General features: G+C 65.6%; 15 protein-coding genes and 1 pseudogene. 3 read left to right on the top strand and 13 right to left on the bottom strand.

Features of this window, described 5'->3' with window-relative positions; all coding sequences use genetic code 11:
- Nucleotides 1-135 precede the first annotated feature (135 nt).
- A complete protein-coding gene (locus tag AAFP35_RS02460) occupies nt 136-1,371 on the top strand; it encodes a cytochrome P450 (protein WP_419219927.1) in 1,236 nt (411 codons plus the stop codon).
- A 165-nt stretch (nt 1,372-1,536) separates the two neighbouring features.
- Here AAFP35_RS02460 and AAFP35_RS02465 read toward each other — a convergent pair whose 3' ends face one another.
- From AAFP35_RS02465 to AAFP35_RS02515, 11 genes and pseudogenes are all read right to left on the bottom strand, one after another.
- Complete coding sequence (locus AAFP35_RS02465; RefSeq protein WP_419219928.1) at nt 1,537-1,719, bottom strand: hypothetical protein; 183 nt, start codon at nt 1,717-1,719, stop codon at nt 1,537-1,539.
- Nucleotides 1,720-1,729: 10 nt separating this feature from the next.
- A complete protein-coding gene (locus tag AAFP35_RS02470) occupies nt 1,730-2,299 on the bottom strand; it encodes an LLM class flavin-dependent oxidoreductase (RefSeq protein ID WP_419219929.1) in 570 nt (189 codons plus the stop codon).
- A gap of 395 nt (nt 2,300-2,694) precedes the next feature.
- Nucleotides 2,695-3,525, bottom strand: a complete 831-nt coding sequence (locus tag AAFP35_RS02475; protein ID WP_419219930.1) for a TetR/AcrR family transcriptional regulator — start codon at nt 3,523-3,525, stop codon at nt 2,695-2,697.
- A gap of 174 nt (nt 3,526-3,699) precedes the next feature.
- Complete coding sequence (locus AAFP35_RS02480; protein WP_419219931.1) at nt 3,700-3,891, bottom strand: ferredoxin; 192 nt, start codon at nt 3,889-3,891, stop codon at nt 3,700-3,702.
- 56 nt (nt 3,892-3,947) lie between these two features.
- Complete coding sequence (locus AAFP35_RS02485) at nt 3,948-4,415, bottom strand: PaaI family thioesterase (RefSeq protein ID WP_419219932.1); 468 nt, start codon at nt 4,413-4,415, stop codon at nt 3,948-3,950.
- Nucleotides 4,412-6,031: a class I adenylate-forming enzyme family protein gene (locus AAFP35_RS02490; protein ID WP_419219933.1), complete on the bottom strand. Its 1,620-nt coding sequence runs from the start codon at nt 6,029-6,031 to the stop codon at nt 4,412-4,414. The genes AAFP35_RS02485 and AAFP35_RS02490 overlap by 4 nt, the downstream gene beginning before the upstream one ends.
- Nucleotides 6,028-7,536, bottom strand: a complete 1,509-nt coding sequence (locus AAFP35_RS02495; protein ID WP_419219934.1) for a class I adenylate-forming enzyme family protein — start codon at nt 7,534-7,536, stop codon at nt 6,028-6,030. The genes AAFP35_RS02490 and AAFP35_RS02495 overlap by 4 nt, the downstream gene beginning before the upstream one ends.
- Nucleotides 7,536-8,360: an enoyl-CoA hydratase/isomerase family protein gene (locus AAFP35_RS02500; RefSeq protein ID WP_419219935.1), complete on the bottom strand. Its 825-nt coding sequence runs from the start codon at nt 8,358-8,360 to the stop codon at nt 7,536-7,538. Before AAFP35_RS02500 ends, AAFP35_RS02495 begins: the two co-directional genes overlap by 1 nt.
- A complete protein-coding gene (locus tag AAFP35_RS02505) occupies nt 8,345-9,121 on the bottom strand; it encodes an enoyl-CoA hydratase/isomerase family protein (protein ID WP_419219936.1) in 777 nt (258 codons plus the stop codon). The genes AAFP35_RS02500 and AAFP35_RS02505 overlap by 16 nt, the downstream gene beginning before the upstream one ends.
- Before the next feature lie 71 nt (nt 9,122-9,192).
- The gene (locus AAFP35_RS02510) at nt 9,193-10,014 is read right to left on the bottom strand and encodes an enoyl-CoA hydratase/isomerase family protein (RefSeq protein ID WP_419219937.1); all 822 of its coding nucleotides are present in this window, start codon (nt 10,012-10,014) and stop codon (nt 9,193-9,195) included.
- A 436-nt stretch (nt 10,015-10,450) separates the two neighbouring features.
- A pseudogene (locus AAFP35_RS02515) lies at nt 10,451-10,751 on the bottom strand (Rieske 2Fe-2S domain-containing protein); the annotation flags it as partial.
- Nucleotides 10,752-10,885: 134 nt separating this feature from the next.
- On the opposite strand from AAFP35_RS02515, the gene AAFP35_RS02520 reads away from it, so the two are divergent.
- Nucleotides 10,886-12,646 (top strand): class I adenylate-forming enzyme family protein, encoded by a 1,761-nt coding sequence (locus AAFP35_RS02520; protein ID WP_419219938.1) that lies wholly within the window; start codon nt 10,886-10,888, stop codon nt 12,644-12,646.
- Nucleotides 12,646-13,695 carry an LLM class F420-dependent oxidoreductase gene (locus tag AAFP35_RS02525; RefSeq protein ID WP_419219939.1) on the top strand — a complete coding sequence of 350 codons (1,050 nt, stop codon included), beginning with the start codon at nt 12,646-12,648 and terminating at the stop codon, nt 13,693-13,695. Before AAFP35_RS02520 ends, AAFP35_RS02525 begins: the two co-directional genes overlap by 1 nt.
- Before the next feature lie 60 nt (nt 13,696-13,755).
- Here AAFP35_RS02525 and AAFP35_RS02530 read toward each other — a convergent pair whose 3' ends face one another.
- Together AAFP35_RS02530 and AAFP35_RS02535 are read right to left on the bottom strand one after the other, a co-directional pair.
- Nucleotides 13,756-15,045 (bottom strand): amidohydrolase family protein, encoded by a 1,290-nt coding sequence (locus AAFP35_RS02530; RefSeq protein WP_419219940.1) that lies wholly within the window; start codon nt 15,043-15,045, stop codon nt 13,756-13,758.
- Nucleotides 14,963-16,105, bottom strand: a complete 1,143-nt coding sequence (locus AAFP35_RS02535; RefSeq protein WP_419219941.1) for an AMP-binding protein — start codon at nt 16,103-16,105, stop codon at nt 14,963-14,965. The genes AAFP35_RS02530 and AAFP35_RS02535 overlap by 83 nt, the downstream gene beginning before the upstream one ends.
- Between the last annotated feature and the right edge of the window lie 214 nt (nt 16,106-16,319).

Here is a 16,319-nt window from a genome sequence, read left to right on the forward strand (position 1 = left end):
GTCGCGGGCCCGTCCGGGCCCGGCTCGAGCGATCTCGTGGTTGACGCCGTTGTCGGCGCTTATTACTGTTGGGCATACGGTAATACCGTCGGGCCAGCCCTGCCCAATCCTTCTGACCGAATCGAGGAGCCGCGGATGAGTGCACCGACCATCGAGGAGGCGGCGGCCGCCGTCGCCGATCCGAACGCCTACGCCGACGATGATCGGATACACGCTGCACTCGCGCACCTGCGCAGGACGGCGCCGGTCGCCTGGGTGGAGGCGCCGGGTTACCACCCCTTCTGGGCGATCACCCGACACGAGGACATCATGGCCGTCGAACGTGCCAATGATGTGTTCACCAACTCGCCGCGCCCGGTCCTGATGACGGCGGCCGAAGAAGAGCTGCAGGCTGCCGTCCAGATCCGGACCCTCATCCACATGGATGACCCCGAGCATCGCGTCATGCGCGCCGTCGCGCTGAACTGGTTCCGGCCCAGGGCGCTCAAGGCGATGAGGTCCCGGATCGACGAATTGGCACGAATCTACGTCGACAAGCTGGCCGCCGCCGGGGGTGAGTGCGACTTCGTCCAGGAGGTCGCCGTGAATTTCCCTCTGTACGTGATCATGTCGCTCCTCGGGGTCCCCGAGGCCGACTTCCCCCGCATGCTGACGTTGACCCAGGAACTCGTCGGGTCGGCGGATACCGAGTTGGCGCGGAGCACGCCACCGGACGAGCAGATGAATGCGTTGCTGGACATGTTCGACTACTTCAGCAAGCTCGCGGCCCGACGTAGGGAACATCCCACCGACGACATGGCCTCCACCATCGCGAACGCCGTCATCGACGGCGAGCCACTCGGTGACATCGATGCGGTGTCGTACTACGCGCTGATCGCGACGGCGGGCCACGACACCACGACCTCCAGCATCTCCGGTGGGATGCGCGCGTTGATCGAGCATCCGGAGCAACGGCGCAGGCTCACCGACGATCTCGAACTGCTGCCTGCCGCGACCGAGGAGATGATCCGGTGGGTGACGCCGGTCAAGGCGTTCATGCGCACCGCGACGCAAGACACTGAAGTCGGTGGTGTTCCTGTGGCGCAGGGAGATTCACTCCTCTTGTCGTACGTGTCGGGAAACCGTGACGACGAGGCGTTCGACGAACCGTTCCGCTTCGATGTCGGTCGTGAGGTCAACAAACACGTCGCCTTCGGGTTCGGGGTGCACTTCTGCCTGGGTGCCCCGCTGGCACGGATGGAGATCAGCAGCTTCTTCAACGAGCTGCTGCCGCGACTGCGATCGATCGAACTGGCCGGGGAGCCCGAGCTCACCGCGACGACGTTCGTCGGTGGGCTCAAACATCTTCCGATCAAGTACACGATGGTGTGACGGGTGGGCGGGGTCGGCCGAACTCGACCCCGCCGCCGCGTTCGTTGCGCGGCTGTCGGCGATCTCCTATGGTCGACGAGTTCGCCGAGGTCTCGGTGACCGCGACGCTCGAGACTGTCACGGTCGAGACCGGGTGTTCAGTCCCCGATACCGGCGGGTGACGGGCTACCTGCCGGCGAACAGAGTTCCGAATCTCTTGATGTAGTCGACTGCGGCCCGGGGACCGGACCCGTCGACATGGATCACCGCCCACGTCGCGCCGCGTCTGGCCATGTCGTCGAGGAAGGCCCGGGCCGACGCCACCGATGCGGCGTCGTCGAGATCGATTGGTGGACAGACGACCTGCACATCGAATGTCTCAGAGTCGCGACCTGACTGTGCCATTCGGGTGCGCAGGATCGCGAGTTCGTCGGAGTACTGGTCGGGGGTCTCGATCGCCGTCGTCCGGATCGACGAGGTCTTGGCCGGGTCCACGATCAGCGGCATCCACACCGTCACCGTGGTCGACGACCCGACGCAGCGCGGCCCGACTGTTCCCGCCGATCCAGATCGGCGGGTGCGGTTGTTGACGGGGCGGTTGCAGTGCGACTGGACCGATGGCCTCGAAATCGTCTCCACGAACCGGCTTCTCGGGAGATCGCCAGATCGATCGCAGCGCCGCGAGCCCCTCGTCGAACAGCGTCGCGCGACGGTCGAAGTAGGCGCCGAGCGCGGTGAACTCCGAGCGGAGATATCCGGCCCCGACCCCGGCGATCACCCGGCCACCGGCCAGTATGTCCAGACTGCCGAGCGCCTTCGCGGCGAGATATGGCGTGTGAAACGGCAGCACGTAGAGATTCGTGACAAGGGGATCTCGGTGGTCGCCGCGGCCATGGAACCCAGCGCGGCGATGGGGTCGAGGGTGTTGTGTACGCCGTTGTTGCGCCACTTGAGCGATGGCGCCGGATGCTCGCTGAGGGCCACACCGTCGAAGCCCGACTCCTCGCTGCTCCGACGACGTCTCGCACGACCTCGGGACGGAGTAAATCGTCTGGCGCAGTGGGTAGTTCGCTCGGGTATTCCAGGACGAACCGGATGTTGTCGCGTGTGGTCACGGTGCTTCGGGTTCGGATGGGTCGGTGTACCTCCGGGGATGACCGTGTCTACGCGTGGGTCGACGGCACGAGAGACACCGAATGGCCAACTATTGAATTTACAATAGCTTACCGTGCGAGCGAGCGAGTGGAGTGTTCCCGCCGCTCGGTGACGAGGACTCCGCACCGATCATGCGCAGAAAAAGGCCCGTCCACGTCGAATCCGACATGGACGGGCAAGGGATACGGATCAGCTGCCGGCAGCCTTGACGTTGGTCCGTTGCGTCGACTTCGCGGCCGTCTTCTTCGCGACGGCTTTCTTCGCAGCGGTCTTCTTGACGGGGGCCTTGGTGGCCTTGCGCGGCTTGGACCCGGCGCCTTGCCGGTCGACCAATGCTGCGATGTGGTCGAGGATGCAGTTCAGGCCGTACTCGAAGTTGCGATCGTCCGGGGCGCCGCCGACGCGTCCCATCGCGGCGGCCTGGGCGAGCAGCGGGGTCTTCTCGGGTGTGATGATCAGGTTCTCGTAGTACGCCTGGGCGGTGGCATCCTCGGCTTTGCTCTTCTCGTGTAGCCGTTCGAGCACGATCGTTCCGCGGACGTGCAGCTGCACCGCCGAGTAGCTGTCGTACGCGTCCTCGAGTGGTAGTCCGGCGTCCACCAGGCCCTCGACGATCTTCTCGATCTCCTTGGCGCCCAATGCTGCGTTGCGAGGACTGAGGGACGACCGGATCAGTATCAGGTCGCACAGGATCGGGTTGGCGGCGAAGACGTCACGCATCTTGTGCGCGTGCTCGTGAAGTCGATCGCGCCAGTTGCCGGTCGCGGGCTCGAGCGCGGCGGCGAGGCCGAACCGCTCGAGGGCGCGATCGGTCATCGCGTTGAGTAGATCGTCCTTCTTGCGGAAGTACCAGTAGATGCTGGTCACGCCTACCCCGAGGTGCTTGCCGAGCAACGGCATGCTCAGGTTGTCGACACCCACATCTTCGGCGAGTTCGAAGGCGCCGTTGATGATTTCTTGAGGGTCGATGGAACCACGTTCGCGCCGTTCGCGCTTCGGTGCGTCCCCTTTGCGTGGCATTCTCGTACCACCTTTCCTCACGACTCGACTCCGACGACGCCGCGCTCGACCGCACCCGGACCTCGCCGAGGATGCCGACCGGGCACGGCGCCGTATTGCGGTCACTGTAGCGCATACCGGATCACCGCACGGGCCAGGTCCCGGCGGGTGAGACGATCGCGTCGTCTGGTGAGGTCAGGGGTCGACGGTGAGCGCAGCCGACGGGCAGCCCAGTGCTGCGGCTCGCAGATCGTCGGCCGATGCCTCGGTTGCGGCATCGGTGTCGATGTCGACGTAGCCATCGTCGTTCACCTCGAACACCGCGGGCAGGCCTGCCTCGCAGATGCCGTGGCCGACACATCGACTGGTGTCCACGGTGATGTGCATGTGGTCCCTTCTCTCGGATGTCGCCGGTCGGCGACGAACTGCCTGGACGACGGCCGTCAGCCGGTGCGGCCCGGACGACCTCCGTTCGGCCCGGTGAGGATCGCGAAGTCGACGGTCGCGGTGACCGCGAGCTTCTCCGGCCGTGTCCCGAAGATGTTGACCTGGACGATGACCGACCGGCGTCCCGAGTGCAGGACTCGCGAGCGGGCACGCGCGGCCCCTTCGGAGATCGGTCGCAGGAAACGGATGTTCATGTCGGACGTGACGACACCGGTCTCCGCGGGGCGTCCCTCGACGGCGTGTTGCCCGGCGACGATGTCGACCATCGCGGCGAGCAGACCGCCCTGGATACCACCGCGTGTGTTCACCACATGCGGTGCGACCGGTAGCTCGACCACCAGTTCTGCGCCATCGTGGTGGGCCGGGCCGTAGCCGATCTGGGCGAATGTCTCGAAGATGTCCGCCGGTCCGGTGACCGGGTTCGGTGTGGCCGGGCCGGTTTCGTGGGATTCGTCGACGGTCATGACCGCTCTGCGTGTCCGGCGGAGGCGGGGGCGCGTTCGGCGACCTCGACGGGAGTGCTCAACAGCGCTCGGAGCGCCCGGGTGTCGACTTTCCCGGTCGACCCGCGCGGCACCTCGGCATCGTCGATCAGTCGCCAGATGGTGGGAATCTTGAAGGAGCTCAGCACATTTCTCGCCTTCTCTTGGATGTACTCAGCGGTGAGGTCGCCGCGTCCGACGATCGCGGCGGCCACGCGGGTGCCCGCCTCGCCGTCGACGCGGGTGACGAACGCGTTCTCGACTCCGTCGATGGTGCGCAACGCGGTCTGTACCTCGCTCGGATACACCGTGGCCCCACTCACCTTGAACATGTCGTCGGACCTTCCGTGATAGAAGAGGAATCCGTCGTCGTCGAGGTGTCCGAGATCGCCGGTGGGGTAGTAGCCGTCCGGAGTGAAGACCTCCTCCCGGCTGCGGCCGCAGATGCCCTGCATCACGTGCGGTCCTCGAAGCTGGATCTCTCCGGTGACGCCGGTCGCGACCGGCGTGCCCGCGGTGTCGTCGACGATCCGGACCTCCATGCCGGCAAAGGGCTTTCCGCAGCTGCCCCACGCCGAGCGCGGCATGTCGGTGTCGGCCCGATACCCGCAGTAGGGGCCGAAGGACTCGGTCATCCCGAACAGGTTCGCCCGGGCACCGGGTTCGGCGCGTCGAGCTGCCGGCAACAATGCTTCGAGGCTGCCGGGACGTAGCGTCGAGAGGTTGATGCCGGTCGACTGTGCCTGCCGGGCAAGGGCAACGGCCTGATCAGGCCACCCACGGAAAAGCGTCACCTTCTCGCGATGGAGCAGGGCGAGGGTCGTCTGCGGCGCGGGGGCCTCCTCGGTCACCAGGGTGGCGCCTGCGATCAACGCCGACAGGATGCCTGCGCCGAATCCACCGACCCAGAAGAAGGGCATGGGGAGATAGAGCCGCGTGTCGGCATCGATGCACCGGGCCTCGAGGCCGGCTGCAACCGCACCGAGCGCCCCACCGTGGGAATGGATGACACCCTTGGGGATTCCGCTGCTGCCTGAGGTGAAGACGATGACCATCGGATCGCCCGGGGTGACCGAGTCGCCGAGAGCGTCCACCACGGTGCGTGTATCCGGGAAGCGCTGGGGGCGGAACACCTCGTCGAGGCCCCAGATGCGGCGCAGCGCGGGGAGTTCCGGATTGGTCATCCCGCCGGCTCGAGGTCCGGGACATCCGAGCGCGTCACCGAGGTCGTCGAGGTAACGGTGGCCCCGGAACTCGTCGACGGTGATCAGGTGGGCGACGTCGGACACGCGCAGTTGATCACGCAGTTCGCGACCGGTCAGCAGGGTGCTGAACGGCACCAGGACGGCACCTATCCGGGTGAGGGCGACGGCGATCTGCACCCACCCCGAACTGTTGGGCATGATCAGCCCGACGCGGGTACCGGGGCCGATGCCCGCGTCGACGAAGGTCGCGGCCATCGTGCGGGAGGTCACGTCGAGTTCTCGGTAGCTCACCTGCCCGGTGGGGTCGATCACCATCGGTTTGTCGGGATGTTCCTGCGCTCCACGGCGGATCAGTGCCCCGATCGTCGAGGCGGGAGATGCGGAGACGTTCATGCGTGCGTGTCACCCCCATCGAGCCGAACGCGAACCGCCGAGAGGTCGGCCTTGCCAGACGGTGTGCGTGGGATGGCGTCGACGATCTGAATCGCGGTCGGGATCTCGTACCGAGCCACTCTGCCCGACAGGTGCGCGATCAGGTCGTCGACGGTGACCACCTGTCCGGGGCGGGGTTCCACCATGGCGACGGGGGTCTCGCCCAGACGTGGGTCGGATCGCCCGACGACGCACGCACCTTCGACCGCGGGATGGCTCTCCAGCGCAGTGCGGACGTCTTCGGGGATGATCTTGAAGCCCCCGCGGATGATCGCTTGGTCGGCGCGCCCGAGAATCCAGAGGAATCCGTCGTCGTCGATTCGTGCGATGTCGGTGGTGCGGATCCACGTGGCGGCAGCGCCCAGTTGTCCCGGCTTGACCTCGAGCAGACCGGTCTGGTCTGGCCCGAGGGCGGTGCCGTCGTCATCGACCACACGCAATTGTGAACCGGGTTGCGCCCGACCCACGCTGCCGCGCTTGGACATCCAGAACTCGCGATGGTCAGCTAGTGTCCATCCGGCCACCCCGCCACCGAATTCCGTTGCTGCATAAGAGGTGAGCACCGGGATACCGAACTTCTCGGTGAACGCGTCGGCGTCGGCCGCCGACAGGGGAGCGGTGCCGGAGGTGACCGCCTTGATCGACGCGAGATCGTCGCGGGTCAGATCCGAATGCAGCACCATGCGTAGCGCCGTCGGAACCAGTGAGACCGCACGCGGCCGATGCCTGCGGACGGCGTCGGCCCAGGTGGTCAGTTCGAAGCGGGGTAACAGCATGAATCTGCGTGCCGCGACGATGCACTGGAGTATTCGGAACACACCGCCGATGTGTACGAGCGGGGCGTTCACGATGGCCACCCCGCTGCTCAGCCGCGAGGGTGGGGCGGTGTCGGTTGGACCGATCACGCTGTGGGCGAGCATGTCGTAGGTCAGGGCGACGCGTTTGGGCGGCCCGGTGGTGCCACTGGTCAACATGTGTACGGCCACGTCGGGGCGTTGGGCGCCGGACACGTGGTCGCCCTGCGACGACACCGACCTGACGCTCGGATCGGTCGTCATGTCTTCGACCGTCACCGTGGTGCAGCGCTGCGCGTCGACGTTCGTCGCCAGATCCTCTGCGGTCCCGACGATCACCGACATCTCGAGGTCGTCGACGTCGGCACGGTTGCGGACGTCTCCGCGTGCAGGGTTGATCACCACGACGCAACCGCCGGCCAACAACACGCCGAGGAAGGCGGCCACGTGAACCGGACTGTTGCGCAGCACGATACCCACCTGCGGTGCGGGACCGCCGTGTTCGCGACCGATCGATGCGATCCGGCCGGCGACGGTGGCGAGTTCTCCCCAGGTCACCGAGTCGCCGTCGAATTCCACCGCTTCGGAGTCGGGTTGCAGCGTCAGTGCTGCGGCGATCCGTGCCACCAGGCGGTGATCGATCGCGGCTTCGGCCAGGACGGTGTCGGTCATCAGCGGATCCTCGGGTTCGACGACGGTGATGTCGGGGAGGCGCAATCGCGTAGTTCTGCCGTTGCGATGGGATTGCCCAACCTGGTGTAGATCAGCCCCTGGTCCATCGCCGCCCGATAGGGCTTGTCCAATGACTCCCAGATGGCCTTCACGGTGCCCTGCGTGGCCGTCGGCGGCTTGGCGGCGATCGTCGCCGCGATCACGTGCGCTCGATCCCAGAGTTCCTCGGGGGTGGTGACCTCTGATACGAGGCCGATTCGCAGGGCGGTATCGGCGCCGACACGTTCGTCGTTGCCCATCAACGCGATCCGTAGTGTCTCGCCGAGACCGACACGTCGCATCAATCCCACCGGTTCGAGCGCCGAGACGAGCCCGGCGGTGACGTGGGAGTCGAAGAAGGTCGCCGCCGACGAACAGATCACCACATCGGACTCGTTGACGAAGTAGAGCGCCCCCGCGGTGCACATACCCGAGACGGCGCACACGACCGGCTTCCACATCTTCTGCCACTTGGGGCTCAGCAGCTCGCCGGGATCCTCGTGGTTCCAGATGTTGTCGGGTTGCCCGTACGGTGTCTTGACGTCGAGGCCTGCGCTGAATGCGCGGTCACCGGCCGCACGCAACACGACCGCGTGGACCCGGTCGTCGGCCTTGATGCGCTGCCAGGCCTGCTGCATCTCACGGCACATGGTCCGGTTGAAGGTGTTGAGCCGGGCGGGCCGGTTGAGGGTGATCGTCGCGACGCGATCGTGGGGGTCGACGTCGAGCAGTATTGTCTCGAAATCGACGGTCTTCGCGGGTTTCACGGTCATCGGCACTGCCATTCCGGTGCTCGTTTGTCCACGAACGGGCGTGGTCCCTCCAAGGCATCCTCGGTGCGCGTCACCCGTTCGCGAAACGACTCGGCGAGCATCTCGGCCTCGTGTAGCGGCAGGTCGAGTCCCTTCAGGATGGCCAGGCGAGTACCACGTACGGCCAGCGGGGCATTGGAATTGACGATCGCGGCGATCTCGTGGGCGCGGTCGAGCAATCGGTCTGGTTCGACGACCTCGCTGATCATCCCCAGCTGGAGCGCTCGTTCGGCGCCCATGCGTTCGTGTTTACCCATCAACGGCATCCGCAGCGCGACCGAACGAGGCAACACGCGAGCCAGTCGGACCACTTCGCGGCCGGCGACGAGACCGATGCTGACGTGCGGGTCGAAGAACGTCGCCGTCGAGGAGGCGATGACTATGTCCCCGGTGGTGACCCAGTCCAGCCCTGCGCCACAGCAGATCCCGTTGATCGCGACGATGACGGGCTTGGCCATGGTCCGGAACGGTGGAGTTCCCTCCTGCGGCGCTTCCCACTGATCGTAGGTGGACAGGTACGGGCGTTCGTTGACGACTTTCCCGTCGCCGGGGATCTCCTTGACGTCGGCCCCGGTGCAGAATGCCCGGCCGTTTGCGGTGACCAGAAGCAGCCAGACCTGATCGTCGTCCTCGGCCGCGGCGTAAGCGGCACGCAGTTCGGTGATCATGTGTGGGCTGCGTGCGTTGAGCGCGTCGGGTCTGTTGAGGGTGATGGTGGCGGTGTGCGCGTCCACCTCGTATTTTGATGGTGTCGTAGGACATTCTGTGTGGTTCCCTTCGGTCGGTCCGGATCGACCAGATGTGGTCAGTGGCCGCAGAACTCCGGGTCCCGACGATCTCGGAACGCTGCGAGTCCTTCTTTGAAATCGGCAGTCCGGCAGGACAGTTCCAGGCCGTGCAGTTCGGTGTCCATGGCGTCGGCGAGTACGGCGCTGTGATTGCGCCTGATGGCCTCCTTGGCGAAGCCGATCGCCACGGTGGGACCCGATGCGAGCCTCGCGACGAGATCGCCGCTCGCCGTGTCGAGGTCGGCGGTCGGCACCGCTCGATGGATGAGCCCCCAATCCTGGGCCTGTGCGGCGCCCACCTTCTCGCCGAGCAGCAGCATCCGGCGGGTCCGCGCGAGGCCGATCAGACGAGGCAGCAGCCAAGTCGATCCGGAGTCGGGACTGAATCCGCGGGTCAGGAACGGTTCCCAGAACACCGCATCGTCGGCGGCGACGGTGAAGTCGGCGGCAAGCGCCAGGTTGCAGCCCAGCCCGACTGCCCAGCCGCGGACGCTGCAGATCACCGGGAGGTGGATGTCGTGTACCAGCTCGACGACCCGATGGGCAGCATGTGGGATGCGCCGCACCAGATCTCCGCTGCGGGGGCGTTCACGGCCCGCGCTGTTGGTCGCGACCCAGTCGGCGCCACCGCAGAAGTTGCTGCCGCTGCCGGAGATGTGGACGGCGCGCAGCGTATCGTCGATCGCCGCCGAGGTGAGTTCATCGATCAGTGTCTCGACCATGGGGGCGGTCAGCGCGTTGCGCGCCCGCGGTCGATCCAGTACGAGATGCAACACCGACCCGCGTCGATCGACGTACACCCTTCCGGCCTCTGCCGCCGTGCCGCTGTCTTGGGTCACCGTTGAAACCACACCTTCCACGGGATACTGTTAGCTATACGGTAGGTAATACCGTTAATACTTTCCCAAGTTAGCAAGTATTCGCGACCAGCGGTACCGGGTGCGGCAAGAAGGGTTCACATGACACAGCGCGACCACCCCGATCTCGGCATGTCGCCTCGGTCGTCGGCAGGTTTCGGAGAGCGCCCGCTGACCCAGACCACGGCCGCTGCCGCAGTGATGCGCCGACTGACCGGTCACACGAGCACGCCACCGATGCCATGGTCGAACCGGTATTCGGGGAAGCCGGGATTGAACGCGCCGATGTCGAAGGCATGGTCGAGATACACCCGCTGCGCATCGCTGCACTCCGAGCCGATACGCGGACTCGGATCGGCCGGTGCCGAGGTCGCCAGTTCACTCTCCCGGCGCGTCAGCTGTTCGACGATGCGCAGATTGAGCAGCTTGTTCGGCCGATCCGGTTCGTAGGGGATGAACCGATTCGACCCGTCCGGTCCCCAGCGCCAACCGTGGAACGGGCACTCGATTGCAGTCGTCGATGACCTTGCCGCCGTGCCCGAGGTGGGCGCCGAGATGCTTGCAGTGCCCGGTCATCACGTGGAGTTCACCCGACTGGTCCCGATAGGCGACGAGGTCCTAACCGAAGTACCTCAACGCCGCGATTCGCCGACCGGGAACTCGGGAGACCTGCCGATGACGAACCTTCCGGTGACCTTCCAGGTGAACGGTACTTCCATGGGGCTTCTCCGTGACGGTCTCTTGTGTGCAGGCCTCGTCGCGAAGGGCTGAACGAGGCTCTGCCTGTTGCTACTGTAATACTTACGGTAGCAAAGTCCAGGGTATGTCGCCCCTTCTAGTGGAGGAGTCCTCGGTGACCACCAGTCCTGTCACAGATCAGTTCACTTTTGTCGGACGCTATGAGGACGACGAGCGGCTGGCCGACCTCGTGGGACCAGGGTGTCCCTTCGAGGTGGAGACCGTCGAGATCGACGGTGTGCCGGTGCGTTCGTTCGCTCATGCGCCTGCGACGCTCGTCGACCTCTTCGAGATGGCGGCGGCGCATGACGACAAGATCTATCTCGTCCTCGACGACGCGCGTCTGACCTACGGCGAGATCCGTCGTCAGGCCGCGGGTCTGTCACGTGCTCTGCGGGATGTCCACGGCGTCAAGCCGGGTGATCGCGTGGCGGTCGCCATGCGAAATCTCCCGGAGTTCGTGACCACGTTGTGGGCGGCCGCGTTGTCGGGCGCCATCTTCGTCCCGCTCAACGCGTGGTGGCAGGGACCCGAGCTCGCACGGGCGCTCGACGAGGCCCGGCCCTCGGTCGTCATCGCCGATTCGGAAAGGGCCGACAGGCTCAGAACAACTGGCTACGAGCTATCTCCGATGATCACCGTCGGAGCCGGGGCATCAGACGAGCATGCCTTCGACGTCCTGACGAGCCATCCGCCGCTGACCCGTGACGACTACGCGGTGCCTGCGCCCGATGATCCCAACGCCATCCTGTTCACCTCCGGGACCACGGGAAACCCGAAAGGCGTTGTCACCACACATCGGGGCACCATCGCGAACATCTGGAACATGATGTTCATGCCGGTCCGCGACATGACCCTGAACGGCGGGTTGCCCACGGCCACCGCGTCGTCGGGGCAACGTTCGGGGATTCTGACCACCCCGCTGTTCCACATCGGAGGTCTGGCCGCGGTGCTGGGGGCGGCGATATCGGGCGCGAAGACCGTTCTCTTGCGCCGATGGGATGTGGACGAGGCGATGCGGATCGTCGCCGACGAGAACGTGACCGGCCTGGGCGGCGTGCCGACCATCGCCCGAGAGATGCTGGAGCACCCCCGGATTCGGCACTTCGCGGATCAGATAGCCACCTTCACGATGGGAGCGGCGAGTGTGCCACCCGATCTGCCACGACTCGTCCATGACGTGCTCGGTGAACAGACGCAACTGTTCAACGGGTACGGATCGACGGAGACCACCTCGTCGGTGATCAGCAATGTGGGCGCGGAGTATGCGAGCCGCCGCGACAGTGTGGGACGGCTCAACATGACCGCGGAACTACGTGTGGAACGCATCGGTGGCGGATTCGTCGGGGCCGGCGAACTCGGACAGCTGTGCATCCGCTCGCCGCAGACGACTCGTGGATACTGGAACAACCCCGACGCGACGGCAGATGCCTTCGTGGACGGCTGGTTTCGCACCGGCGATCTCGGCTACATCGACGAGGCCGGTTTCGTGTACGTCGTCGACCGGGTCAAGGACGTCATCATCCGCGGTGGTGAGAACGTCTACTGCGCCGAGGTGGAAGGCGTGCTGTTCGAGCATCCGTCGGTAACCGACGTCGCCGTGGTGGGGATTGCGGACCCCACGATGGGCGAACTCGTCTGCGCGGTGGTGATCCCACGCGCCGGCGCCTGCCCCGAGCTGTCGCAGTTGCGGGAGTTCGCCGGTGCGCGCCTGGCGGCGTTCAAATGCCCGGAGGCGATGTACGTCACCGACGACGTGCCCCGTACGGCGACCGGGAAGATCGCGAAGAAAGAGCTGAAGAAAAAGGTCGACGCCGATCTCGCTGCGGTGGAACGCAGCCGGGAACCCTCGCGTGCCCCGAACCGGAGGAACTGATGAACGAAACAGACCCGACCGCATTGCTCGTCGACTCCGGTGTCGCCAGCAGGCTGACCGATGCGCCGAGCGCCGCAGCCCAGGTGGAGGCGAGTGGCTTCGACGGCTGCTGGGCGGGCGAGACCAATCACGATCCCTTCCTGGCGCTGACCCTGGCCGCCGAGCACACCTCCCGGGTGGAGATCGGCACGAACATCGCAGTTGCCTTCGCCCGCAATCCGATGTCGGTCGCACAGCTCGCATGGGATCTGCAGGACTTCTCGCAGGGCCGGTTCAATCTCGGCCTCGGCACGCAGATCAAGCCCCACATCGAGAAGCGATTCGCGATGCCGTGGAGTGACCCCGTGCCGCGGATGCGGGAGTTCCTCGAAGCGCTGCAGGCGATCTGGTCTTCGTGGCGGGACGGCACGCGGCTGCGCTTCGAGGGGCGGTACTACACGCACAAGATCATGTCGCCGCTGTTCACCCCGGACCCGTCGCCGCAGTCGTTCCCCAAGATCTTCGTCGCCGCCGTGGGCGGCTCGATGACCGAGATGTGCGGAGAGGTCGCCGACGGTATGCTGACCCACCCGTTCACCACGAAGGCATTCCAGGAGCAGGTCACCCTACCGACACTGCAACGGGGTCTCGACCGTGCGGGTCGCAGGCGCGCAGACTTCCAACTGACGTCACCGCTCTTCGTCGTGACGGGGGAAGACGAGCGGTCATGGGGAGAGGCGGCCGAGATGTGCCGCCGACAGGTCGCGTTCTACGGTTCTACGCCGGCCTATCGAAAGGTGTTGGAACTCCACGGATGGGGCGACCTGCAGACCGAACTGCGAGAGCTCTCGTTGCGCGGCGAGTGGGATCGTATGGGGGACTGCATCACCGACGAGATACTGAGCACGTTCGCCGTCGTGGCGCCGGTGGACGATCTCGCCGAGCGGCTCCGTGCGCGATGCGTCGGGGTCGTGGACCGTGTCATCCCTGCGTTCCCGAAGAGCTTGTCGGCCGAGGCGATCACGTCGATCGTCACCGACCTCAAGAACACGACGGTGACGACACGATGAAACCCTTCCGGGGAGTGATTGGCTCTCGCTCCCCGGAAGGGCTCATAGTGTCCGAGACCGCTAGGCTTTCGACCGCTGCATACCGGTCGCGGCCTTGATCTGCTGTTCCCACGCCGCGAGCTTCTGCCCGGCATCCGATTCGTGCTTGCTCAGAGCGCGGATGCTGACGTCGTGATCGACCGCGGAGGCCCGCTGGGCACCGACCGTCGCCTGCTCACGTGGGACGTGCTTGAACGGGTCGAACGAATACCAGCGCATCGCATTGAGATGCGTCATCTTGTCGATCTCGTCGTCGGGTACCTGTTCGTCGTCGAACACCCCGCCCAACTCCTCTGGCGCTCCGGGCCACATGGAGTCGCTGTGCGGGTAGTCCATCTCCCAGGAGATGTTGTCGATCCCGATCTTGTGACGAAGCTTGACTCCCAACGGATCACTGATGAAGCAGGTGAGGAAGTGCTCGCGGAAGACCTCGCTCGGAAGCTTGCCGCCGAAGTCCTGCAGCGTCCACGTCGCATGCATGTCGAAGGTCCGGTCGACCCGTTCCAGGAAGTACGGAATCCAGCCGGTCCCACCCTCGGACAGGGCGATCTTGAGATCCTTGTACTTCTTCACCGGTTTCGACCAGAGCAGGTCGGCGGCCGCCGACACGATGTTCATCGGCTGCAGAGTGATCATCACGTCCGGTGGCGAGTCGGTGGCCGGGATGGACAGCTTGCCCGACGAGCCGATGTGCACCGACAACACCGTGTCGGTGTCCACGAGCGCCTTCCACAGCGGGTCCCAGTAGTCGTCGTGGAAACTCGGGTACCCCAGGGCAGCTGGATTCTCGGTGAATGTCAGGGAGTGGACGCCCTTCGCGGCCACCCGCCGGACCTCCTGCGCGCATAACTCCGCATCCCAGATGACCGGCAACGCCATCGGTATGAAGCGCCCCGAGTAGGCGCCGCACCACTCATCGATGTGCCAGTCGTTGTAGGCCTGTACGAGAGTGAGCGAGAAGTCGGAATCCTCGGTGGCGAACGGGCGGGCGGCGAATCCCGGGAACGACGGGAAGTTCATCTGTGCGAGCACTCCGCCCGCGTTCATGTCCTTGACTCGGTCATCGACGTTGTAGCAGCCGGGCCGGATCTCCTCGAGCCCCTCGGGTTCGAGGCCGTACTCTTCCTTGGGTCGACCGGCCACGGCGTTGAGTGCCACGTTCGGGATGATCCGGTCGCGGAACTTCCACATGTCCGCACCGTTGTCCATATGGACCAGCCGGGGCGCGTCATCGGCATACTTCGCCGGCAGATGGTTGGCGAACATGTCCGGCGGCTCGATGATGTGATCGTCGACGCTGATCAGGATCATGTCGATCGACGATCCGAACGTGTACACCGGGCAGCGATCGTCCGACGCTTCGCGGCTTGTCGGCGCCGAACAGCCGATGATCCTCGGGTGTCCACGCACAGACCGAGCCGGCGAATTCTGTTGCGCCGTAGGCCCAGAGCAACGGTATCCCGTAGGTTCGCTCGAATTCCTCGCGGAGTTCGGGTTCCAACGGGCCGGAGCCGCCGGGCAGATACTCGAGCGACGCGAGGTCTTCTCTGGGCACCCCGGAATCGAGGATCATCCGCAGCAATGCCGGTTGCACGCCCGCCCGTCTGATCCGATAGGTCTTGACGGCGCGCACCCAGTCCTCGACGGAGAACTTCTCCAGCAGCACCATGCGTTTGTCGAGAAACGGGGCAGCCAACAACTGGCAGATGCCGACACTGCCGAACGGCCAGTAGACGAGTTCGGGTGGATCGCGGTGGCACCCGGTGGCACCCATCGTCATCGTGGTGACGGTGTGTCGGAGCACCTCGATCCGCAGGTGGGTGCGCTTCGGCGGACAGGTGGTCCCGCTGGACAAGATGTGCAGGCCGGCCGCGTCGCGTGTCGCGGATGCTCTCGCGAGCATTTCGGCCGAAGGCGGCGCGATCACTTCGGCCGCCAACCGTGGGTGCAGTGTGAGGGAGATGCCGAGGCAACCGGTGCGCCGGGCTGCCGCGACGGTCGGCTCCGTCCAGTCCTCACTGTCGGCGACGACGACGGCGGGTGCCAGCGTCTCGATGTCGCGCCCGATGGAGCCCGGGGACTGATACGAGTAGATCATCGTGACCGGCCGCCCGTCGGCGATCAGGCCGAGAGCTGCCGCCGCATGCGGAACCCGGTTGCGTGCCACGAGCCCGACCGTCGCGTGTCCGGGGATGCCGCATCGATCCATCTCTGCCAGGAGGGCATCGGCCAGACCGGTCACCTCGTCGCCGGAATACCATCGACGCGCGTACTCGATGAATGCACCGTCGCGGTAGGAGCGGAGATGTCGGTCCAACTCGGCGGCGAATCCGGGCGCTTCGGTCTGCGGCTCCGGCGCCTCATCTCCCATTCCCGTCCCCTCTCATGTGTCGCGTGAACGATGATACTGGAAACATTACGGTAGAAACATCTCGCTCCGGCAGGCCGCAACATCAAACTGGATGGCGTCGGCACCACTCCTCAGGTGAACGCGGACCCACCGCCCATGCGCAGACGTTGCTCGTCGGTTGCCAGGATGGTGGTGAGACACCTCGTGGCGGTGGGCGTGGGGATGGAGTAGACGT

The organism is Gordonia sp. CPCC 206044, assembly GCF_048537895.1.
Classification (GTDB): domain Bacteria; phylum Actinomycetota; class Actinomycetes; order Mycobacteriales; family Mycobacteriaceae; genus Gordonia.